25 protein-coding genes and 1 pseudogene are annotated in these 19794 nt (G+C 61.8%); 16 read left to right on the forward strand and 10 right to left on the reverse strand.

Annotated features, from left to right (window positions below; translation table 11 throughout):
• Positions 1 to 54: 54 nt before the first annotated feature.
• The 5 genes from ACFWEM_RS27890 to ACFWEM_RS27910 all read right to left on the reverse strand — a co-directional run bounded on the left by ACFWEM_RS27890 (position 55) and on the right by ACFWEM_RS27910 (position 4628).
• Positions 55 to 984, reverse strand: a complete 930-nt coding sequence (locus tag ACFWEM_RS27890) for a hypothetical protein (RefSeq protein ID WP_378539006.1) — start codon at positions 982 to 984, stop codon at positions 55 to 57.
• Positions 981 to 1847, reverse strand: coding sequence for a hypothetical protein (locus tag ACFWEM_RS27895; RefSeq protein ID WP_378539007.1), 867 nt, complete (start codon positions 1845 to 1847; stop codon positions 981 to 983). Before ACFWEM_RS27895 ends, ACFWEM_RS27890 begins: the two co-directional genes overlap by 4 nt.
• A gap of 329 nt (positions 1848 to 2176) precedes the next feature.
• Complete coding sequence (locus tag ACFWEM_RS27900; RefSeq protein ID WP_378539008.1) at positions 2177 to 3151, reverse strand: hypothetical protein; 975 nt, start codon at positions 3149 to 3151, stop codon at positions 2177 to 2179.
• 149 nt (positions 3152 to 3300) lie between these two features.
• Positions 3301 to 4158, reverse strand: a complete 858-nt coding sequence (locus ACFWEM_RS27905; protein ID WP_378539009.1) for a zeta toxin family protein — start codon at positions 4156 to 4158, stop codon at positions 3301 to 3303.
• Positions 4155 to 4628, reverse strand: coding sequence for a winged helix-turn-helix domain-containing protein (locus tag ACFWEM_RS27910; protein ID WP_378539010.1), 474 nt, complete (start codon positions 4626 to 4628; stop codon positions 4155 to 4157). Before ACFWEM_RS27910 ends, ACFWEM_RS27905 begins: the two co-directional genes overlap by 4 nt.
• 199 nt (positions 4629 to 4827) lie before the next feature.
• Between ACFWEM_RS27910 and ACFWEM_RS27915 the strand changes: the two genes are divergently transcribed.
• Both ACFWEM_RS27915 and ACFWEM_RS27920 read left to right on the forward strand, forming a co-directional pair.
• Positions 4828 to 5169: a type II toxin-antitoxin system RelE/ParE family toxin gene (locus tag ACFWEM_RS27915; protein ID WP_378539011.1), complete on the forward strand. Its 342-nt coding sequence runs from the start codon at positions 4828 to 4830 to the stop codon at positions 5167 to 5169.
• On the forward strand, positions 5166 to 5447 hold the full coding sequence (locus tag ACFWEM_RS27920; RefSeq protein ID WP_378539012.1) for a helix-turn-helix domain-containing protein: 282 nt from the start codon (positions 5166 to 5168) through the stop codon (positions 5445 to 5447). Before ACFWEM_RS27915 ends, ACFWEM_RS27920 begins: the two co-directional genes overlap by 4 nt.
• Before the next feature lie 38 nt (positions 5448 to 5485).
• Here the strand turns inward: ACFWEM_RS27920 and ACFWEM_RS27925 are convergent, their stop codons facing one another.
• From ACFWEM_RS27925 to ACFWEM_RS27935, 3 genes are all read right to left on the reverse strand, one after another.
• Positions 5486 to 7366, reverse strand: a complete 1881-nt coding sequence (locus tag ACFWEM_RS27925; protein ID WP_378539013.1) for an RNB domain-containing ribonuclease — start codon at positions 7364 to 7366, stop codon at positions 5486 to 5488.
• 147 nt (positions 7367 to 7513) lie between these two features.
• Positions 7514 to 8014: a hypothetical protein gene (locus tag ACFWEM_RS27930; protein ID WP_378539014.1), complete on the reverse strand. Its 501-nt coding sequence runs from the start codon at positions 8012 to 8014 to the stop codon at positions 7514 to 7516.
• A 72-nt stretch (positions 8015 to 8086) separates the two neighbouring features.
• On the reverse strand, positions 8087 to 8533 hold the full coding sequence (locus ACFWEM_RS27935; protein WP_378539015.1) for a hypothetical protein: 447 nt from the start codon (positions 8531 to 8533) through the stop codon (positions 8087 to 8089).
• Positions 8534 to 8732: 199 nt separating this feature from the next.
• On the opposite strand from ACFWEM_RS27935, the gene mihF reads away from it, so the two are divergent.
• The 6 genes and pseudogenes from mihF (at position 8733) to ACFWEM_RS27965 (ending at position 10976) form a co-directional block, all read left to right on the forward strand.
• On the forward strand, positions 8733 to 9044 hold the full coding sequence (gene mihF, locus ACFWEM_RS27940) for an integration host factor, actinobacterial type (RefSeq protein WP_378539016.1): 312 nt from the start codon (positions 8733 to 8735) through the stop codon (positions 9042 to 9044).
• 150 nt (positions 9045 to 9194) lie between these two features.
• Complete coding sequence (locus tag ACFWEM_RS27945) at positions 9195 to 9602, forward strand: hypothetical protein (RefSeq protein WP_378539017.1); 408 nt, start codon at positions 9195 to 9197, stop codon at positions 9600 to 9602.
• Positions 9603 to 9676: 74 nt separating this feature from the next.
• A complete protein-coding gene (locus ACFWEM_RS27950; RefSeq protein WP_378539018.1) occupies positions 9677 to 9982 on the forward strand; it encodes a hypothetical protein in 306 nt (101 codons plus the stop codon).
• A 137-nt stretch (positions 9983 to 10119) separates the two neighbouring features.
• Positions 10120 to 10254: pseudogene (locus tag ACFWEM_RS27955) on the forward strand (transposase); the annotation flags it as partial.
• 103 nt (positions 10255 to 10357) lie between these two features.
• The gene (locus ACFWEM_RS27960; protein ID WP_378539147.1) at positions 10358 to 10537 is read left to right on the forward strand and encodes a hypothetical protein; all 180 of its coding nucleotides are present in this window, start codon (positions 10358 to 10360) and stop codon (positions 10535 to 10537) included.
• Between the two features lie 121 nt (positions 10538 to 10658).
• Complete coding sequence (locus ACFWEM_RS27965; protein ID WP_378539019.1) at positions 10659 to 10976, forward strand: hypothetical protein; 318 nt, start codon at positions 10659 to 10661, stop codon at positions 10974 to 10976.
• A gap of 5 nt (positions 10977 to 10981) precedes the next feature.
• On the opposite strand, the gene ACFWEM_RS27970 is transcribed toward ACFWEM_RS27965, so the two are convergent.
• A complete protein-coding gene (locus ACFWEM_RS27970; RefSeq protein WP_378539020.1) occupies positions 10982 to 11548 on the reverse strand; it encodes a hypothetical protein in 567 nt (188 codons plus the stop codon).
• Positions 11549 to 11697: 149 nt separating this feature from the next.
• Here ACFWEM_RS27970 and ACFWEM_RS27975 point away from each other — a divergent pair, with 149 nt between their 5' ends.
• The 4 genes from ACFWEM_RS27975 to ACFWEM_RS27990 all read left to right on the forward strand — a co-directional run bounded on the left by ACFWEM_RS27975 (position 11698) and on the right by ACFWEM_RS27990 (position 15331).
• The gene (locus tag ACFWEM_RS27975; protein ID WP_378539021.1) at positions 11698 to 13125 is read left to right on the forward strand and encodes a hypothetical protein; all 1428 of its coding nucleotides are present in this window, start codon (positions 11698 to 11700) and stop codon (positions 13123 to 13125) included.
• Positions 13126 to 13189: 64 nt separating this feature from the next.
• Positions 13190 to 13420, forward strand: coding sequence for a hypothetical protein (locus tag ACFWEM_RS27980; protein WP_378539022.1), 231 nt, complete (start codon positions 13190 to 13192; stop codon positions 13418 to 13420).
• Between the two features lie 92 nt (positions 13421 to 13512).
• Positions 13513 to 13968: a hypothetical protein gene (locus ACFWEM_RS27985; protein ID WP_378539023.1), complete on the forward strand. Its 456-nt coding sequence runs from the start codon at positions 13513 to 13515 to the stop codon at positions 13966 to 13968.
• A gap of 475 nt (positions 13969 to 14443) precedes the next feature.
• Positions 14444 to 15331, forward strand: a complete 888-nt coding sequence (locus tag ACFWEM_RS27990) for a nucleotidyltransferase family protein (protein WP_378539024.1) — start codon at positions 14444 to 14446, stop codon at positions 15329 to 15331.
• Between the two features lie 37 nt (positions 15332 to 15368).
• Here ACFWEM_RS27990 and ACFWEM_RS27995 read toward each other — a convergent pair whose 3' ends face one another.
• Positions 15369 to 16130 (reverse strand): hypothetical protein, encoded by a 762-nt coding sequence (locus ACFWEM_RS27995; protein ID WP_378539025.1) that lies wholly within the window; start codon positions 16128 to 16130, stop codon positions 15369 to 15371.
• Between the two features lie 325 nt (positions 16131 to 16455).
• Between ACFWEM_RS27995 and ACFWEM_RS28000 the strand changes: the two genes are divergently transcribed.
• From ACFWEM_RS28000 to ACFWEM_RS28015, 4 genes are all read left to right on the forward strand, one after another.
• The gene (locus ACFWEM_RS28000; protein WP_378539026.1) at positions 16456 to 16779 is read left to right on the forward strand and encodes a hypothetical protein; all 324 of its coding nucleotides are present in this window, start codon (positions 16456 to 16458) and stop codon (positions 16777 to 16779) included.
• Positions 16776 to 17750: a hypothetical protein gene (locus ACFWEM_RS28005; protein ID WP_378539027.1), complete on the forward strand. Its 975-nt coding sequence runs from the start codon at positions 16776 to 16778 to the stop codon at positions 17748 to 17750. The genes ACFWEM_RS28000 and ACFWEM_RS28005 overlap by 4 nt, the downstream gene beginning before the upstream one ends.
• A 303-nt stretch (positions 17751 to 18053) precedes the next feature.
• Entirely contained in the window at positions 18054 to 18794 is a 741-nt protein-coding gene (locus ACFWEM_RS28010) for a hypothetical protein (protein ID WP_378539028.1), read from the forward strand.
• Complete coding sequence (locus ACFWEM_RS28015; RefSeq protein WP_378539141.1) at positions 18791 to 19756, forward strand: nucleoside hydrolase; 966 nt, start codon at positions 18791 to 18793, stop codon at positions 19754 to 19756. The genes ACFWEM_RS28010 and ACFWEM_RS28015 overlap by 4 nt, the downstream gene beginning before the upstream one ends.
• Positions 19757 to 19794 lie beyond the last annotated feature (38 nt).

Consider the following 19794-nt stretch of genomic DNA (forward strand, 5'->3'; position numbering starts at 1 on the left):
GTGTGCCCTACAAATCGAGTTCGGGGATGTAGGTCACCTTCTGTAGCGAGTGGCTCACAGGAAATCTGGAGGGTTTTCGAACGTGGATCGAAGGGTGGTGTACTCGCGCGATATCTTCCGAGGTCTTTCGCGGTCGACCCTGGACATGTATCTCTCACGATCGAGAGCACGTAGTGCAGCAGTGTTTTCGTCTGCTGTGATTATTGGTGCAATGTCGGCCAGTCTGGCCCGTGCGGATCGCAGTGCAGCGAGGCGGGCACTGTTCTCTACATGGGCAAATGCTCGCGTGATTGGCGCATCATATTGGGGGAAGTACAGTCTGCCAGGGGTGGGCATGTCGTCAGCTCCTGATAGTGCCCACGCCAGCTCATCCAACTCGGCCGCAGTCAAGAGAACAGCTGGGTTACGTAGGATTTCGTCGATCAACAGCTCAACTTGCTCAATTCGGAAATTCCATTCACGTGCCGGCGCGAACAGCGTTAGTCGTACGAACTCTCGGAATTCTGGGGTGTCGATATCAAGAATGGTTGCGTATCGAGTATTGAATCCCAGCCACGAGAAGTCATCTCGTTCCTGCGTTCGCAAGATCTCGAGTAACCTCTGGTGGTCTGCAATTGGTTCACGGATCCAGGCGTCAAACACGTTCGTGAAGCGTTCTTTACGGTCTGGAGTGATCCTCTGCACAAGGTCAATGGCGTCCTGCCAATTGTCGACGAAGTAGCCCTCGATCTGGCCGCGGCGGAGTAGATCGAGCTTTTCGAACAGTAGCAAGGTCGACGTCATAGCCTCGGACTGCTCGATCGAATACGGGCTCCAGTTTAGGTCCTCGGGCCCGTTGTTCGAGATGAGTCCGATAACGTACTCATCCTGATCGCCAAAGTCCCAGTTGCTGATCCTTCTGATTTCTGGCAGTACCAACGTGTCCATGAACGAGGTCAGCCGTGCATGCAGAATCTCGTCGGGTATGTCGAAGTGATTATTCATGACACCTCCGTGGTGCCAGTCTCGATGAAAATCCAGGGAGCCTCGAAGGCTTGGTCCCCACCTGATGTTGGTTCAGCGGCGCGCGGTTTACAGACTTTTGTGTGGGAGGTCTCGTCGATGGATTCGTCGACGTAATCGGTGTCGTAGCGATCGGTGACGACTACATTGTCAGGGTTTGCCCACACGATCCGGGCTTTCAGCGCCTCACATCCGCGCTTTTTCACATACTTTTCTGTTCGTGCTTTCGTCGTATCCAAAAACTCGGAGCCGGGTTGGAGATCGTGGTACGCGGGGGCGCGGAGGAGGAGCACTTCGATAGCGCCCCATAGTGAGTCCACGGCTTTGATCGCTCCAAGCGTGCCTGCCGCCCGAAATCCTGCAGAGGCAGGGCTGAACATTCGAGTCTCCGCACTCAAAATGGGAGGCTTCTTTGCAGGGGAAAAATCGTCTTCCTCCCATTTTTCTGCAGCGTCGACCAGCGCACGGCGAACGATCAGACCTCCCAATGAGTGCGCGACCAGGAACAGTTCCTCGTACTCGGTCGTAATGTCAGTGCGCAGTTGACCATTGCGGGTGTTGAGCGCTGCCTCATTGGGTTTCGGAAAGAAGTCCCCTATGGATCCTCTGATCCGGTCCGCTACGCCTTTCGGGTTCTCTGTCCGCGACTTGTAGCCGATGAACAGCATGTCGGCTTCGAGCCACCAGTTTCGTTCGCCCGAGACCGGGAAGTTCTGCCAAGTCGTGATGGCCTTGCCACCGAAACCGTGCACAAACACGACCAGTCTCTTGACCTTGCCGGTGTGACTCGATGCGTAGAACGTCCAGCCTTTGTACTTTTCCAAGGCGACCAGGGAGTGGTGCATTCGTTGATCTTTCCTTACCTGCGGTGGTCCATGTTGACGTGAGACACCGTCCCTAAGGCCATAACGACTGCAACGGTACGGCCGGTCAACACATTTCACGGCGTCACCCTCAGGAGTGATTCCGGGGATCAAATCGAGACACTGACGGGCATAGGCAATACGACCGATGATCCTCGCCCGTGGACGCATTGATCACCAGCGGACAGGCCACAGGCCCCGCGGAACTCTGTAATCCGCGGGGCAATTGTGCGCAGATGTCGGACAGCTTGAATCGAGAGCGGGAAGTCAGCAATACATGCGAAGCAATGGTTGCCGCCGTAGCGACTAGGTCATGTGGCTTTGTCGAGCGATTGGACGATGATGGAGCGTGCTGCGAGTTCGTTTTCGAGATCTATTCGGAGGGACTCGTCGAGACCGTTGTCTGCTACAACCCAGTTGTGGTACACAGCTGTCCACAGGAATTTGAATCGGACATGGCTGTTGGCGTTCGTGTCTAGACCTTTGGTCACCATGGCCTTGTGGGCGGGGATGACCTCGTCACGCCACAGTGCGTACTCGGCGTGGTCGGGGCAGGTGAGGTAGCTCAAGAACACGAACGAGTAGTCGACTCCTCCTGCAGTGAACTTCGTGTGTCCAAGGGTTTGGTATAGCGAGGAATCTCTGTGGTTTTTGTAGAAACTGGCATCCAGTTCATACGCCTGCACCATCCATTCGGGGAGCTGAATGGCAGGGACTATGGTTCCCACTTCCTCGCCCATTACAGCGTCGATGAGGCCGTCGCCGATGATCGTCCAGTCGTCCGCGTAGACAGGGCCAACTCTCACAGCACCGCGGAACAATCGGCTGTGTCCCCACACCAATCGCAGTATATGAATCTGGAGACTGAACACCATGCCCATCAACCAATCCAAGGCTTCGTGAGCTTGCTCAGCGGCCTCAGCACCGGCTGGAAGTCTGTGCTCAGCCAATGCAGCAAGTGTCTCGATATGCTTCGGCGGTAGTGGAATCGCGACTGCCACGTTGTCTGTGAACGTGACAGCCATGGGAGGTTGCGGCGTTTCAGGTCCACCGATTAGGTCACGATAGAGCTCAAGGTCTCCTCGGAATTCGTTGAACTGGCGTACCCAATCCCTGACAAACTCGAGCTTTGTCGCGTCTGATTCTTCTTCCCAGTACACCTTGGTTGCGAGCGCGTCGATGTAGATGACGATCGACTCGGCCATGATTGGCTTACCGTTCGCATCATGGTAGGCGTCAGCCACCTCCACAGCTTCTTCACTCGAACCAGCTAGCTGATCGGTCATATTCTCTCCCAAGAAGTCTCACATTTTGATGGCCGAAACGTACGCCTGACGGAACGCTAGTCGGCCGACAGGATCAAGACGACCAATCGAAAACGATCGGTGCGGTTTTCGTCGGATCTGAAGGCCTTACGTAGGTGCCGCATGATCGCCTAGTCGGTCCTGTGGTGCCTACGTTCGAGGATCGTTTCCAGCGCGCCGGAGTTGTCGCGGCGCAGCACGGCGAGGTGCGTGTGACTGATTGTGGCGGACGCGAGCTCTTCGAACTCGACGGCGTGCTCCGTGCACAGTGACGACTCGGTGTCGGAGTAGCAGAGGTTGATCGCGGCGGGTGGTGTGAAGCGGCCACCGAGCCTGTCCGCGCCCTCGGCCCATAGACGGCGTCCGGACCACCACCGGGAAAGCGCCTGTTCATGGCAGGTATCACGGTCGGCCTCGATCGCGAGGATCTCTACGGATCGGTACTCACCTTCGGTGAATTCGGTGACGAGCTTCGGTGCCAGCCCCTTCCAGCTGAGCGTGCCCTCGACCACGATGTTCTCGCGCTGTGCAATGCAGATCCGGCGGATCTGATCGATCAATTGAGTCGATTCGTGATGCACGAGGGCTGCCAGCTCACGCGGCGCGACGGTGCGACCGTCATCGAGGGGGTGCGAGAGGATGTCGTCGAATATCCCGTCGATCAGCGCTTGCTCGATCAGATAGTCCTTGACGATGTCCGGATCCAGGACTCGGAAGCCGGCTAGATCTGCGCCGTATTCGCCCAGCGCAGTGCTCTTGCCAGCCCCCGGTGCCCCCGCCGTGACTACCCCGCAAAATCCCCCTCGTTCCGGTGTCTGCCGATCGAGATATTCGCCGACGACGCGTTTACGGAATGCGAAGCGCCGTGTGTCGCCGGCGTAGCGGATGCTCGTGTTGTGGTCCGCGTCGGTGTGCAACGGCTTTCCTAGGGCGGACATGGCGATGAGTTGCGCCGCGACAGCGCGGCGCAACTGGTGATCGTCTGTCACTGAGCGCGGGCCGCTCGTTCGAGGTGCGTCTTCTGGCGGTCGACGAGCTTGTTGAACTCTTCTTCGCCGAGTCGATCGCGATAGTAAGCCTGCTCGATGTCGTCCCAGTCGCCACTTGCGTAGGCGTCGGTGGCGACATCATCGACGTACTGCACGCGCCCGAAGGTGTATCGCCAGTTCAGGAGCCTGTCCATCATGGTCTTGTCGTCGATCAGGCCGGCAGCGCGTTTGTCGATTACCTCGGCTGGTGTTTCGTCGAGCAGCGAGGGGTCGTCGGAGAATCGGGCGAGGATCCGCTGGATCGTGGTCGTGGAAAGATCCGTGACGAAGGCGTTGATCTGGCGGTGCGAGAGGTTCTGGTCGCGCGAGGCCCGGAAAATTGCGCGGTTCAGTTCGAGATTGTCGATCCGGCGTCGGGCGGCGGCGCGGATCAGGTTCTGCTGGGGCGTGACGCTTTCGAGGGTCGTCATCACCACTCACCTCCTGGTCCAAAATGAATCACTCCAGTTGAGAGTACGTCGATCCACGCGTTCCGTCGAGAGTGTCGGGGGAGTGAGCTTCCGCACCGCCGGGTTCGCACGCCGACTACCTGCAGTGCAGGTGAATGCAGGGTTGTCGGTGCGCAGGTATCGTGCAACACTGATATACAAGACTTTGTATAAACGACGTGTGAAGCGAATCGAGTTCATGGGCACCGCGCTGGACGACCTACGAGCATTCCCGGACTCCGCACGCCGACAGGCCGGATACCAGCTCGACCGGATACAGCAAGGCCTCGACCCCGACGATTGGAAACCGATGGTCACCATCGGGGCAGGCGTGCGCGAGATTCGCGTACGCGACGAACACGGAGCGTTCCGCATCGTCTACATCGCGAAACTTGCCGACCGAGTGATCGTCTTGCACTGCTTCCAGAAGAAGACCCAGAAGACACCCAAAGGCGACATCGACGTCGCCACTCGCCGATACAAGCAACTCGACAACGAACGCAGGAAAGGACACCGGCGATGAGCGAGAACACCTACGACAGCGTCTGGGATGCACTCGAAAACACCCCGGAGGAGGCGGAGAACATGCGCCTCCGCTCTCGCCTCATGATGGCTCTGGCCGATCAGATCAAGACGCAACGATGGACCCAAAAGGACGCCGCAGAGCGGCTCCACGTCACTCAACCCCGCATCTCCGACCTCAATCGCGGAAAGATCGACTTGTTCAGCCTGGACACACTGGTGAACATGGTCTCGGCTGCAGGCTTACACATCGATCTGAGCATCAGGCCCGCTGCCTGAGCCCATTCCAAAGCCGCCGGGGAAACGAGCGGCACCGATCACTCCGCACAGTCGGCGAACAGAGCTTCGATCAGGTTTGTCGCGGACCGGGTCTTGGCCTTGGACTTCGTGGCTGACGCCACCGTGTGCGTTCGTCCCGCGAAATACACGGTGGCCACGAACTGCCGCGCATGATCAGGCCCCTGAGCGTCGAACACCCATTCCGGAGCCGGAACATCCTCCTTCTGTGCCAGCGTCATCAACCAGGCAACGGGATTCGACAGCGCCTTCTGTTTCTTGGCACCGCCCAATGCGATTGTGACCACCGAGCCCGCGACCTCATTCTCAGACCTCCGTTTGGCCACAGGATTCTGCGCGGGGGCGTAGTCGCTGTCCACCGGTGCTTCTGCCTCCGATACGGCGGCAACGGGCCAGTCCGGGGCACTGTCCGCCACGACGACACCAGCGAGCTGCGCCCGTATCGCCGCCCACAAGGCTCCCTGCTCGGCCGCCTTCTTCGACTTCGCAACAACCCACGGACCTTGCGAGCCCAGGTGCGTCGCCCTCGCCGCAAAAGAGCGATCGTGTGACGGTCCATGCTGTTCGAACTCGACGATGCTCGCAGGCCGCTGCGGATCGATCTGTCGCCATGCTGCCGCGGCGCTCGGTGCCATCTCGGGGTGAGTGAGCGACATCTGGTCCACCACGTCCAGTTGCGACGCCCTCCACGAAGGATCGACCGCGTCGATGAGGAACGCGATATCGGCTACCGAGAGTTGGTCGGTACTCGAGCGACGTTTCAGTTCGATCGCGAGATCTTCGCTCAGAGGCTGGCTCCGCAGACTCTTGAGCACCTTGGTGAACCCGCCGGCGTCCAAGACCGAGAGGTCGCCGGCAGCCTGCCGGGCGACGATCCGTTTGCTCGCAGACTTGAAGCTGTTCTTCTTCAACTCACGCCGCTCCCGAGCACGACGGTTGAGATCGGTCCCGATCGCCGTGAGCTGACTACCGGAATACGGCGCGGGGTCGTGGTCGAGGTAAGCGAAGATCATTCGTTGGTTCACCAGATCTGCCAGCCGCCGCAGGGGAGAGGTGACGTGCGTGTACGCGGCCAACCGAAGGGAGTGGTGACCGTGCACTGTCGGTTCGTAAGTCGCGGGCCGTACGGCCGCGAGCATCCGGCTTCGAAGCTTGTCGAACAGCGTCGCATCACCAGAGGCGGCGACATACTCGTGCATCAGGTCCTCGGCGCTCCCGGCAACCGGGTTCATCCGATGATTGCGGAAGAGGATTGGCAAACCCGCCTCGATGCACCACATCGCCACCGCCTCGTTGGCGGCGATCATCATCTCTTGGACGATGACATATGCACTGGTGCGGTTGGGCGCCTCGATTCGCACGAGGGAACCGTCTTCGTCCGTCGCCCAGCCGGCGGCGAGATCGTAGATCGCGAGCGCGCCGCTGGCCCTGCGCGCATTCAGCAGCACCTGCGCCGCTTCGTCTGCGGCGGCGACGTCCTGGTGCAGCGGGTGGCCTTGGTCAGCGAGGATCGACGGAACCTGGCCATGATTGAGCGCGACACAGCGGCCCGCAGCGATTCTGGCTCTGCTCACGCTCACGTCGTGGAGAGCGCCGTCTCGGTCGACTATGGCGGTGACCTGCAAAGTTGTGCGGTCGGCATCCTCGGTGAGCGTGGCAGCTGATTCTGCTTCCTCCCCGAGCATCGGAATTGTGCGTGTGGGGAGGTAGCGGGTCCCACCCCGAAGGAATGCCTGTTCGTCGGCGATCGAACCGTGGGTAACGACATCAGCGACACCGGCGACGTGGATCTCGAGTGACCATCCGTCGCCGTCCGGCAGTCGGGTTACAGAGATCGCGTCGTCGCGATCGCGAGCGGTTTCAGCGTCGATCATCAACAATGACGGACTGTCTTTGTCCACCAATCGCCTCATCCTTTCCGATCGGTCTTGCTCCTCGAAGCTATCGAGAAACCTGATCCAGGGGGCGGCAGCGGCCTCGGGCTCACCGCGTGTGCCCGGTTCCCTGACGCCTGACAAGGAGGCACGAGCGAGTGTCTCTGCCTCAGCTCACGGTGAGACGTCCGGAGTATCGCCGACACTGCCTGCGACGAACGCGGCTGGAACCGGAGTCAGTCCGAGCCCCAACCAGTAACGGCGGGTAGCGACATCAGCCTCATCCCACAGCGCGCCGCCGACGCAACCCCCGACGATCGCCCCGACGCAACCACCGGCGATCGACCCGATCGGAAATGGCGTGGGCGGACCTTCGACGAGCGTCGGTGATCCGTCGACCGTCCAGAAGTCCTCAATGGCTGTATACCGTGAGGGGAGCGGGATTTCGGAGGACGGGCATCTGGCTTGATCGCCGGAAATCCTCACCCAGATCAGCCTCGGTGCTTTTCGGCGACGCCATCGGCGTTCAGTCGCGTCGTTGAACCCGCGGATCCAGTGTCGGCCTTCACTATCGGTGATCGGGGTTCCCTCTGGAGCCTCGCGCAATTGTGCGACGGTGGCATAAATGCGACCGTGATTCAGTGCGGTCTGGAATTCGGTTTCGTAGTCGGTCACAATTCCCCCAATTTTGAAGTCTTAGTTGACGACGAGATCGTCGTCGCCGATCAGCCTCTGTCTGTCATCGTGTCATGCAGTGGTGACACCCTCGCCGAATGCGGAGGGCAACCGATCCGTCGTGTCGCGTTCTCGATTGGTGATCGCTGGTGCCGCGTAGAGGCCCGCGGAGTGGTCGATATTTTCGAGTGGCGTATCGCGCCAGGCGAGCGCGAATTCCATGGGCAGCTGGTGTGTCAGATCGCGGTGACCTCGGTGGTCCACGATGGGTATCCGGTCAGATCGGAACTGCACGTCCACTGCCCTGTTCGCCGGTATCCGTGTGCGATGAGCGCGTCGTCGGCGCACTGTTGGTTCCGAGCTGCGGACCCGCCGCGTGCGACAGGCACCTCCTTTTCCCCAGACCGGAGGGTCATGGGGGTTGTTGTCATGACCGATCGCCGTGACATCGATGGTCGCCCCGCAGGCGTCGGGATACTGGGCGGTCGTGGCGCGGATGGAAAGTGCGTTGGGATCCATGGCGTGTGCTCCTTATCGGAAAGTTGATGAGAAGGACACTACGAACAACGATTTCCTTTGTTGCACAGCGAACTCGGCGGCGGAATTGGGTGGCAAGTGTCGGCTGACGAGGTAGTGGAGAAGGGCTCCTGCATCATCGACCGCGACGGTGTGGCACCCCCGCCCCACCGCCCACAATCGGACACCCCGAGGAGAAGCAATGCCTCTTCCCCAGCTCACCGCCGAGGACCGCGCGAATGCCTTGACGAAGGCGACCGCGGTACGCCGCGACCGCGCACTGCTCAAAGAGAACCTCAAGAAGGGGCGGACAGACGTCGCGACAATCGTCGCCCGCGCTGCCACAGATGACATCGCCGGCAAAATGAAGGTCATCGATCTCCTCGCATCACTGCCGGGCTTCGCGAAGGCTCGCGCCAAGACCGCCATGACTGAACTCGACATCGCCGAAAACCGAAGGATCCGTGGTCTCGGGCAAAACCAACGGGCAGCCCTATTGGCCCGATTCGCATAACGGAACACCGCGCCGCTATCCAGCGCCCGCGTCCCAAGACCCCACAGCTCTCGGTGAGGGCGGCACCTCACCGAGAGCGAGTCCTGCAACACTCCACCTCAGCAGGAGCATCGTCGAATCCAAGAAACACGCGATTCGAGAGGCGCAACCATGCTGCACATCCAGAGAAAAGACAACGCCGACGCCGCTGGCGAGCTGACCGCGGAAGACTTCGCCGGCCCAGAAGGCGCACAGAACGTCCTCGACCTCCTTGCGGCGCATCCGTCCGCGTTCCACGCGACTGACCGACCCGACCTCGTCGTCGCGGTCTCAGGTGAGCGACTGATGAGGGACAGCGGCAGTGAGTTCTTCGAACTCGTCGCAACCCTTCACCGAATCGAGGAAGACACCGTCTCGACTCTCGACATGATCGTCGATGATTTCGACAACGGACTGCCCGGCCTGACCCGGACCGGGCCTGCGCTGGTCGACGAAGCCCTCGACGCCATCGCAGAAATGGTCAACTCGGCGCTCACCGAAGCGGCACTACTCTTCGACCGACCAAAGGTGACACTGTGATCAGCCGTGGCCAACGAGAGCCCTACCCTCACAGTGCCGGAGACAACCAGACTTCCCGGCAGGAAGACGAGGAGATGGCGAAACAAAAAGACACCGTGACCGTCCGGATCGCCGGGGAAACCCGTGCTGTCGCGTGGTCTGGGGGAGTATTCGCCGGCGACCCTGATCTTGTGCTCGCCGCCCGCCGGCTGGCTGCCATCAACGCCGAGGTCGAGGTTCTTCCGCCAGGCGGGTACGGCGTCGCCGACGAAAACACCCGCCAAGGGGCGATGATCGCGATGCTTGGAGCGGCAAACGGCCACGGTCTCGTCGTCGAACAGGACGACGACCTGTGGCAAGGACTCCGCGGCGATGACGAGCAACCCGGCCCCATCTACTGAGCGGAGTCCGGCCCGTCTGCGCATAGATCGACCCAGGGCGTGTCTGACAAAGCGTGGGTCCAGGCGATTGCGGCGTGGATGAGGACGGCCGCTCGGCAGACGATCGCGTGTTTGCCGTAGCGGGTGGCGAGGCCCGCGTGTCACGTACCGAGTGCCTGTCCGACGCCCAGTGGGCGTTTATCGAGCACCTGCTGCCGCCTGTCAGCGAACAGGGTGGACGTCCGTTCCGCAACAACCGCCGGGTCGTCGGGTGCATCGTCTACCGGTACCGGGTCGGTGCGCCGTGCCTGCCGAATTCGGGCCGTGGCAGACGATCTGGAAACGTCACTGCCGCTCAGCGGTCGGTGAGGGCATTCGACAGGCAGGATGGTCCCCATGAGTGCACACGCAGGCCTGCTCCTGGCGGTCGCGATCCCCGCAGGCGGCCTGGTCGTGTTCACGCTGGTCTTCTTCCTGCTCGGCCGCAGTATGCGGCGGCTGCGTCGCGAAGGTCGTCTCACGTACCCCGCGAAGACCACGCCCGGCAGCAACGACTTCTCCAGCAACGTCATGTGAGCGCCCGAGCGGCCCTGGAATCCGGAAACTGGTCAGGGGGTGCCACCAGGGCGACCCGGGGCGCTTAACAGTGCAATTCGCCGTTGACTTCCTGGCTCCCGGCGACGAGTGAATCGCGTCTTTGCCGCGACGCTCCACCCTGTCCGGAGATGACGAGCAGGAGTTATCCCGAACGGAGAACCTGCACGGCACCATCACCGGCATGTTGGAGATGCTGCCGTGGCCCCTGTACGTGATGGCGGGGTGTCTGATTGTGCTGCTCGTGGCACCCGCCGTCGCGGTCGTCTCCGAGTCCCGCGCGAGGTCCCTCCAGGAGCATCGCAGCGCGCATTCGCGGAAGGTGGGCCGCCGATGGCAACAAGCAGCTCGCCTGGGGTGGTCGGCTTGCCCGATCGTGTCGGCGGTGCTGCTGCTGTGCTTGGTGCCGTTGGCCCGATGAGAGCCTCAGCCGACCTCTGCGGCCGCGGCCAACGACCGCAACCGCTTCTCGCCCCGACCAATCAGGTCGATGGGCGTCGTGCGCCCCTGTGTCGTCAGCCACCAGAGGGCGACGCCCCAAGGCTCAGCGAGCGCGTCGAGCAGTTGGTTGACCTCGGCGACGACTGGATGCACTCGCGCCTGGGCAATGTCGAATTGAAAGGCAGGGAAGAGGAAGCGGCCCTGGACCTCGAGCCCGATGATGTCACCGCGCGCTCGGACACGGGCAGCGGCGGTTCTATTGCCGCCCCCACGTGCCCCGAGAACTTGAGATACCTCCACTGCAGTGAACAGGGGCTGCTCGAGGACCAGCATTTGCTCGGCCATCAACATTCGTGCACGGGTGAGTGCATCCTCGACGAGCTGTCCGACGCCCGCTTCGGTAGCGGCAGTCAGGGTCGGCCCCATCGCCAGCAAGGTGCCGAGCTGATCACGAACTGTGGAGAACGTTCGGCGCGAGTCCAGTTCCTTCAGCACCTCACGCACGAATTCGGCGTCGGTGAGCTCGGACAGAGCTGCGCGGCGGGCGGGCATCAGCGAGGCCTCTTCTCATGGGGAAACAGTTGCGGTGGTGACGCAATCATGCCGTGTCACCGCTGTCACGTGGTGAACGGCACGACACGCGCTCCACCTCAATTGGGGCGTGGGACGCCGAAATCCCAGATCAGAGCATTCTTCGCATCGTGGATCACCCAGGAGACCCAGCTGTGTGCAACGGCATCAATGACCCCGGCGGCCCGCGCCGCTGCCCCTCCCAGCGAGGGGACCGGCGCCGCGACTATCGCCGCGCGCTGTACGCCGCTCAGAAAGCTGCAGCTACTCAGAACCCCACTGGTCCGGACGTTGACGCCCTCGCGCCGGCAATGCTGCCGTCAGATGACGACGTGGCCGAGGCCACTGCAGCTGTCGCTGCAGCATGGTCGGCATATCAGACGATGGAGACAGCAGAGAATGCGCAAAGGTATGAATCTGCTGTCCGCTGTGTCGGCGCACTAATGGCAACCCAGATCGACCATCAGGTCGCCAACGAACTCGACGCCACCGAGATCACCCACATCGAATCGCAACGCGAACAGCTCGACGCCGACATCGACGCACTCAGTCGAGATCAGAAGGCGTACGCAGAACGGTTGCACACCCTCTCCGGCAAAGTCAGGTACATGTCCTCTGAAGAGCGGGGAGAGGCGCAGCAGGAGATCAACACTCGTCACGGCGAGCTCCACCAACGGGCGGCGCTGCTGTCGGCGCGCCGACGAGAACTCGAAGACGCGATGATGCGCAGAGGTACAAAGGAAGGCCAGATTGCCTCCGCCACCCTCGCCAGATATCGGCCGTACGGCACATCCACGACACAGATACACCCCACTTCCTCGGCGCGGGCACACACCCTGATCGCGCAGGCATCGCAATCGTTCCCTGACAGCTGGATGGAAGCAGCATCCCGAGGACTGCCGATGGTCGTCAAAGAATCCTCCGCGAGAGCCTTCTACAACAGCCGATCTCGCCTGTCCATCAACGAGATCAACGAATTCGACTACTCCGACGACCCGTCCGAAGAGCAGAGCTGGCGGACCCGAAAAGAGATGCCGGCGACCCCCGACAAGAACCCTCACGACCGCGTCGCCGAACTCGGATATCCACGAGGGACCGCGAAGTGGGTTCCGGTCCGGGACGAAGACAAGAGGTGGCGGTGGAAGCTGAGGCTCACCGACAACCGAACGCAAATTCTCTCCGAAATGCGTGTGCCCAACAGTAAATCCAGCCCGGAATCATCCCATCGGACAAGCGTGCACGAGCTGTCCCATCGTGTCGAAGCGCATCAACCAAGTCTCCCGGTGGCGTGCATCGCGTTCCGTGAACGGCGCACAACAAGCCCGGACGGCACGCGGCACCCTGTCGAGCGATACGCGAAAGGGGAGTACGTCCGCCCCGACGACTTCGTCACCTCGTACGTCGGCAAGGACTACGAGAGCAGCGTGCACACCGAAGTGCTTTCTATGGGCATGGAATCCGTATTCGCAGGATCACGAGGAAGTTTGAAGGGGTATTTCGGCCACAAACCCGATCCCGAGCACCGAAATCTGATCCTCGGGTTGTGCGCCTCCGTGTAACGGTTGCAACATCAGGCCAGTCCGTTCGTAGCGTCACCGGTAACCACCACCGAAAGGAATCGCCGTGATGCTGCACCAGATTCAGACCCACCGCCGACCCACCTACCGGCCCACCCCCGTCACAGTTGCTCCGCCCACATGGATCGAACGGATCGAAGCCATCGAGCCGGCAATGCTCAATGCGATCGACCGCTGGATGGATCGCCATCCGGTCGCGGCCACAACGCTCGGAACAGTCAGTTGCGTAGTGACCGCGGCAATAACGACGGTCGCCGTGGTGGCCTCCTGTGCCTGACAACATCACCGTGACGATCTGCAACACCCCCACCGTCGCCGCGACACCATAGGGCAGTCAGACCACGAACCGGATGAAAAGCGGAGTGCACCATGGCCATCGGAAACTTGCTTCCCTGCTCCACCCCAGCCCACGATGAGGTAATCGGAATCGACCCGACCACGGGATTCCAGGTCACCGTCGATGGAGCTTTTCACGGCGTTCCTACCGCAACGCACATCATGAAGAGTTTGCGAGTCATCGACATCGCGACCGCGTTGTACCGCCTGCTCCGCAGCCGCCCTAGCGACTCGACTCGATCAGCGTGGAGCCCGAACCTGCAGCGACTCTTCGATGTCGGAACGACAGACTTGCGCGAACTGCGAGGATTCATTCACCACGACACGACCCGACAACTGCGCGATGCCATCGATCTGGCACGTACCGAACGCTCGGCGCGCATTGCCGGGCGTGGACTGCCGACACGGAACAACGCATTGCTCGCAACCCTTCGCCATGAGATCGACCTGGCCAAGCGCGACATCGCCGGTCTGACAGCTCAGCTCTGAACTGTAAGAAGGCGTGGGACGTCGGGATTGACGACTCTCCGTTGACCGGTGTCGACTTCGACGGCGCAACTGACTTGGGCCGAACCGCCGGCCTCGCGCGTAAGTGCCCATGAACTGGGCCCTGGGCGCGCATGCCTCGCCACAAGCTGTCCGGCACTGGTCCACATGGGATGCCCGTCGAACCACGAACTTGGGATGAGCATCGGCGCGTGCCGCTGACGTGGAAGCCTGGGACTAGTGCCTGGGGCAACAACGCGAATGAGACAGAAATTGCCCGACATTCTGAGACGAACCAGGCTTGGCAAGCCTTCCCTTGTGGTTGTTGCGGGCTGATCTGTCATCGCAACAACCACCGTGAATCTGGTGTCCTGTATGACGATCGTTGGGCAGTACGGAATAGCTGAAAGGGAAGTCGAGCTTCAACCGGGCTCAACCGCTCCTCCGTGATGGCCATCAGCTACGCGATGATTCCGGGATGACCTCACGCGCCACGAACGAGCAGCGGCTACTCGAGATGGTTCTGGAAAATTCCGTGTGCCGCCGGATCGTGGATCAGGCGGACGATCTCGGCGTGGAGGACTGGTATCTCACTGCAGGCGGGGTGTTCCAGACGGTCTGGAATCACCTCGACGGCCGTGACCTGCGGGCCGGAATCAAGGACTACGACCTGTTCTACTTCGACGGGTCCGATCTGAGCTATGACGCCGAGGACCGTGTCATCAAGAAGGCCGAGGTCCTGTTCCGCGACCTCAACGACGTTGTCGAGGTCCGCAACGAGGCGCGCGTACACCTCTGGTACGAAGAGCATTTCGGTGTTCCGTCCGTACCCTTCACCAGCAGCGCAGACGCTATCGACCACTTCGCATCCACCACGTGCTGCTTCGGCATCACACGAATCGCCGGCGCAGACTTCCAGGTGTACGCCCCTCACGGTTTCGACGATCTCTTCAACATGGTGTTGCGCCCCAACCCAGTGATCGTTCGCGCGTGTCCTGATGCCCGGTGGACACTTCATCACCGCGACACACGTCGGCGACGAGGACGCGGTGCGCACCGAGGCATACGGCGGCGTACCCGTGAGCTGGACGACCCACCAATGGCGGCCGGAGCAACTCGTGGACCTGATCGAGCAGGCCGGGCTGCGCCCGGTCGCCGAACTTCGACTCCCCGCAGGCGAGCACAGCGGACCGGGGTTGGTCGTCATGGCCAAGCGCCCCGCCTGAGCACCAGGAACCATCGGCGTCATGCCGCGAAACGACCTCGGATCGCGGAGATCAACCCGATCTTCCACCTTCACCCTCGCCGACCTCCCGCACATTCCTCCGGCGGCGGCTGGATTCTCCACGCTCCTGATTCACCTTGATTTGAGCTGTCCTGTTCGACGATCGCCACACAAGAGCTCAGGCAGATGTATCCGGCGCAGGGCGCGGCTGGACGGTCAATGCAACGACAATCGGCTGCGGTCCGGTGTCGTGGCCGAGCCACTCACCGGAATCGTCGCCCCCGCTAGGACTCGGACGGTATACGAACCCCGTAACCTCCGGTGCCCCCGTGTCGTCGAGACCCTCGCCCTCACCGCCGTTGCCGCCACCATTCAGGCCTGGGCGCAGACGGAATCCAATGATTTCCGGTCCGCCTGTGTCATGGCCGAGCCCCTCGCCGGAATCGTCATCCCCGCCGGGCCGTGGGCGATACACGAAACCTGTGATTTCAGGCCCCCCTGTGTCATGACCGAAACCCTCTCCGTCATCAGGCACTTCGGTGCCGCCGTCCCCGCCGTCCCCGCCGTCCCCGCCGTCCCCGCCGTCGCCGTCCCCGCCGTCCCCGCCGTCCCCGCCGTCGCCGTCCCCGCCGTCGCCGTCGCCTGCGCCCGCCCCGGGTTCGCCACCTGGGTCGAGCGCAGTTTCAATAAAGTCACCTAGAGCCCCTAGCGTGTTGATGACCTCGTCACCTCCGGATGCGAGCAGACCCGCGAGGTCTGCAAGACCCTCACCGAGTTGCCCGCCGACATCCTTGAACACACCACCTATCGCACCGGCCAGCGATTCCTCGGCTCCAAACTTTTGCCCGAGTAGCGTCCCGAGCCCCTGGCCTATCAACTGCCCAACTGCTTTGCCTGCCTCTTTCTCATCGGTTGTCGGCTCACGCTCGTCTCCAGGCATGACGTCCCCTTTCGTAGAAGGCTGTTCCGTTTCACCCTCGTAGGGCGGATCCGATCGCGCGGTCGAATAGACGGCCATCGCCCCCAACCCTGACCTCAGTTTGCGCCCTAGCCTCACGCCGGATGCGGGTATTGGAGAGCCAAGTCCACGTGTCCTGTTTGACGATCGCTAACCGAGGTTCCAAAAACGGACTTGGTGTCAACAGGTCAACGCATCACTGGCGATGGCGGCAGCGCGGGCACTGCAACACCGGTGAAGGGGCGTAATACGTTTGCCGCAATCGGATCACCCAATCTCGCTGCGACGAACGCAAGGAGCACCTGCGATGCCTACTTCACTGACCGACGCTGAACTCGCGATCGTCGAGGCGGCTCGTGCTACCGAACCGTCGCTCACAGCGGTCGAAATCGGATCGAGACGGGATACCGCCGGGCGTTGGATCTGGGACAACTTCGTCATCATTCACGTTGCTTCCCGCATGGGTGTGGACGCCGTCGAAGTTGACGAAGCCCTGATCACGGCTTTCTCTGTCGATCGCGAGCCAGCTGATGGGCGCGAGCATTTCATCGCCCTTACCCCCGAAACTCGCATTGCGCTTTCGCTACGGGAGTCACGTCGAATCGAGCGGGCAAGAGCGATCAGCGCATGACGCAACCGAAGCTCGCTCATGCCACTCCGTGGGAGCGGATGTACGGACGGTTCGTCGGGGATGAACCGCGAGTGCCGTCGATCACGACAGTGCTCGGCCATGCGCCGGACACTCTCCATGGCTGGCATGGCCGAATGGCTGCCGATGCGATGAAGGCCTATCTGGCTGGCGGCGACGCCCTAGCCGCCTTCCCCCATGTCATAGCCGCGATCGAGGAGGCGCGCGCACGCCGCCGCGACTCTGACCGCGCCGCCCGGAAAGCAATCGCCGGAACAGGAGAATGGCTCGCTGAGCAGGCATCCATCCGCGGCGACCGCGTCCATGACTACGCCGAGCAGGTCGCACGCTTCTTCCTGGGCGTCGGCACACGAGAGGAAATCGCCGCAGCACGACAGGATCTGGCTGAACACGGCCAAATTGGATACGCCGAGCAGTTCGACAACTGGTGGTCGCGCTACGACGTCAAGCCGGTGTTTGCCGAGGCAACCGTTTGGAACCACACGATCGGTTACGCCGGCACGATCGACATCGGGTTCGAGTCGAACGGGATTCTGATCATCGGAGACTACAAGTCCAAGGAATCATTCGCGGGAAGGCCGAAACGGCTTGATTCGAAGGTGGGTCTCCAGCTGGTCGCTGGAATGAAGGCTGAGGAATACTGCACCAATCCGGAGGCTCCGGGAGTGTGGGAGCAGTGGCGATGGTCGCGGCCGACAATGCTTGCGGGTATCGCCGTTGCTGATTCAGGCGTTGACGTGCAGCGCATCAACCCCGCACTCTTCGGCGAACTGTGGACAAAGTTTCAGCGATTGCGCGAGATGTGGCAGTCCCATCGCGACCTGGACATGGGCAACGTACTTACCCCGTTGCGGCCGCCGCCATCGGCAGCGCTGTGGCCGGACGAAGAACTGGTGCAGCTCAACCTGGGTCCCGAAGATCCGCGCTCAATGGCAAGCCTTTCGGTGGCATAGCCCACCGGCAGTGCTCGTCATCTGTCTCGTTGATTGACAACGACGCGGTGCCATTTCCTGGGATCTCGCACTGGGCGGCCAGCGCCGGTGTGGCACTGTGAAGTTTCGGGTACGCACTCGTCGCGAGCTACCGGGTTCGTTCGACCGGTCTCGGATCTACGTGATGTCCAGGGACGATGATTCCGCAGCTCGAATCAGCGGAGAACCAAACGGCCACTAAACGGGGTGTCTCCCGATCTCCGCCGGTATCCCCACTACTATCCACGGAGGTAGATACCGCGAACGACGGGAGGATCGCCCCCGATGGCGAAGCGCAAGGAGGCCGGGTCCCTCAAAGACCGGCCCAAGCCGTGGTTTTCCGCGCCTCGCCCCGGCCCCACCGTCATGATCGACATCGATGGCGTGATCGCGAACATGGACAAGTTCGCACACCTCATCGCCGCTCCGAACTATGCCGATCGTGATTGGAAATCGTTCCACGCCAACTTCGGTAACGCGACACTTATCCGCGCCGGAGGGAAACTTGTTCGCGAACTAGACGCCGCTGGATTCACCATCGCCTACACGACGACCCGACTCGACCAGTTCCTTCCCGCCACTGACCGCTGGATTCGCGCGAATTCCCTACCTCCCGGGCATATCGAATCACGCAGTCTGTGGGTTGATGGAACCGTTCGGCCGGCGCTCGATGTCAAACGCCGGCAGTGGTGGCGATGGGAAAGCAAGTACTCGGAGAAATGCCCGCTCGTTGCGTGGATCGACGACGAGCAAGAAGCCGTGGAAACCCTGCGCGGCGAGGGCTGTCCGGCATGGTTGTTCACTGACCTGTTCGAGCGATACAAAGACGGTGCTCTCATCCCATCGCTCGCTGGCGGCCCCGAACCGGTCGAGGTTCTGACCGCCCGCCGTGACGCGGCCAAACCACTGTGGAAAGAACACGACGCCGCATTCCAGGTCAAGCACGAGGAATGGCAACGTCGCCACTCCGCCCGAATGAAGCAGCGGGCGCGGGACAAACGGGAAATCCGGCGAGAAGAGCAATAGCGGTGCGTAGATCCGTACTGGTCGACACCGACATCGGTGTCGACGACGCGCTCGCCCTCCTCACTGTTCTGAACGAGCCCGACGCAGACGTCATCGGTATCGGCACGGTCTTCGGTAACTGCACGGAAGTGCAGGCCGCATCCAATGCACTTGTAGTTCTTGCTGCAGCCGATCGCCTCGACGTCCCTGTTTGCATCGGCCAGTCGCGGCCGGGTCGCCAACCCAAGGCTCCGTCCCCTCATGGCAGCGACGGACTCGGAGATCGCGGGCTGGTGCCGCCCTCGGGTGCCACGCCATCGGCAGAGACGGCCGTCGACCAGATCTTGCGAGTCGGTCGTGAGCGACCCTCCGAAGTAGATCTGTTGTGTCTGGGTCCGCTCGCCAACGTCGCCGCAGCACTCGAACAAGATCCACTGATACTGACTCGCTACCGGGCGGTGACGATCATGGGAGGTATGGGCCCTGTCGGCCGCAGGGACACCGAAAGTGCAGCACAACCGCTATTCCTGGCGAAGGGTGACACGAACACCAACCACGCACCCGCCGCGTCTGCTGCAGTCGCTGCAGCGCCCGGCCCGGTCACCTGGGTGGGTATGAATGTCACCGGCAAGCTGCGCATGCCCTGGGCAGACCTGACCGCCCTCGCCGGACAGAGCACAACAGCCGCGTTCGTCCGTGACATCACCACCGACTACCACCGCTACTGCACAACCACCTACCGCAGCGCCGAGCCGATCTACACCTCTCATGACTCCGTTGCCGCTGCAGCAATGCTCGACCCGACAGTGGTGCTGTCCGCTGCCGACCTCACCGGCCGCATCCTTCGCGCTAGCGACGGCCGAGCCAGCCTGTGGGGCCAGTCGGTGACGCAGAGCGACCGCCACAGGTTCGCTTTCGACCTCGACTACACGGCGATCCGACGTCGCATCAATGCGGTGCTGGGTGCGCGCGTGGCCCGCTGAGCTCGACAGGCACTATTAGGTCAAGCAGAACCAGGGCA

The sequence above is a fragment of the Rhodococcus sp. NPDC060176 genome (genome assembly GCF_042728675.1).
Lineage (GTDB): Bacteria > Actinomycetota > Actinomycetes > Mycobacteriales > Mycobacteriaceae > Rhodococcus_F.

Bases quoted from the DNA above. Each gene is read 5' to 3' on its own strand.
- ACFWEM_RS27890 (WP_378539006.1), bottom strand. From the start codon at position 984: ATGAATAATCACTTCGACATACCCGACGAGATTCTGCATGCACGGCTG.
- ACFWEM_RS27895 (WP_378539007.1), bottom strand. From the start codon at position 1,847: ATGCACCACTCCCTGGTCGCCTTGGAAAAGTACAAAGGCTGGACGTTC.
- ACFWEM_RS27900 (WP_378539008.1), bottom strand. From the start codon at position 3,151: ATGACCGATCAGCTAGCTGGTTCGAGTGAAGAAGCTGTGGAGGTGGCT.
- ACFWEM_RS27910 (WP_378539010.1), bottom strand. From the start codon at position 4,628: ATGACGACCCTCGAAAGCGTCACGCCCCAGCAGAACCTGATCCGCGCC.
- ACFWEM_RS27920 (WP_378539012.1), top strand. From the start codon at position 5,166: ATGAGCGAGAACACCTACGACAGCGTCTGGGATGCACTCGAAAACACC.
- ACFWEM_RS27935 (WP_378539015.1), bottom strand. From the start codon at position 8,533: ATGGATCCCAACGCACTTTCCATCCGCGCCACGACCGCCCAGTATCCC.
- mihF (WP_378539016.1), top strand. From the start codon at position 8,733: ATGCCTCTTCCCCAGCTCACCGCCGAGGACCGCGCGAATGCCTTGACG.
- ACFWEM_RS27945 (WP_378539017.1), top strand. From the start codon at position 9,195: ATGCTGCACATCCAGAGAAAAGACAACGCCGACGCCGCTGGCGAGCTG.
- ACFWEM_RS27950 (WP_378539018.1), top strand. From the start codon at position 9,677: ATGGCGAAACAAAAAGACACCGTGACCGTCCGGATCGCCGGGGAAACC.
- ACFWEM_RS27960 (WP_378539147.1), top strand. From the start codon at position 10,358: ATGAGTGCACACGCAGGCCTGCTCCTGGCGGTCGCGATCCCCGCAGGC.
- ACFWEM_RS27970 (WP_378539020.1), bottom strand. From the start codon at position 11,548: ATGCCCGCCCGCCGCGCAGCTCTGTCCGAGCTCACCGACGCCGAATTC.
- ACFWEM_RS27985 (WP_378539023.1), top strand. From the start codon at position 13,513: ATGGCCATCGGAAACTTGCTTCCCTGCTCCACCCCAGCCCACGATGAG.
- ACFWEM_RS27990 (WP_378539024.1), top strand. From the start codon at position 14,444: ATGACCTCACGCGCCACGAACGAGCAGCGGCTACTCGAGATGGTTCTG.
- ACFWEM_RS27995 (WP_378539025.1), bottom strand. From the start codon at position 16,130: ATGCCTGGAGACGAGCGTGAGCCGACAACCGATGAGAAAGAGGCAGGC.
- ACFWEM_RS28000 (WP_378539026.1), top strand. From the start codon at position 16,456: ATGCCTACTTCACTGACCGACGCTGAACTCGCGATCGTCGAGGCGGCT.
- ACFWEM_RS28005 (WP_378539027.1), top strand. From the start codon at position 16,776: ATGACGCAACCGAAGCTCGCTCATGCCACTCCGTGGGAGCGGATGTAC.
- ACFWEM_RS28010 (WP_378539028.1), top strand. From the start codon at position 18,054: ATGGCGAAGCGCAAGGAGGCCGGGTCCCTCAAAGACCGGCCCAAGCCG.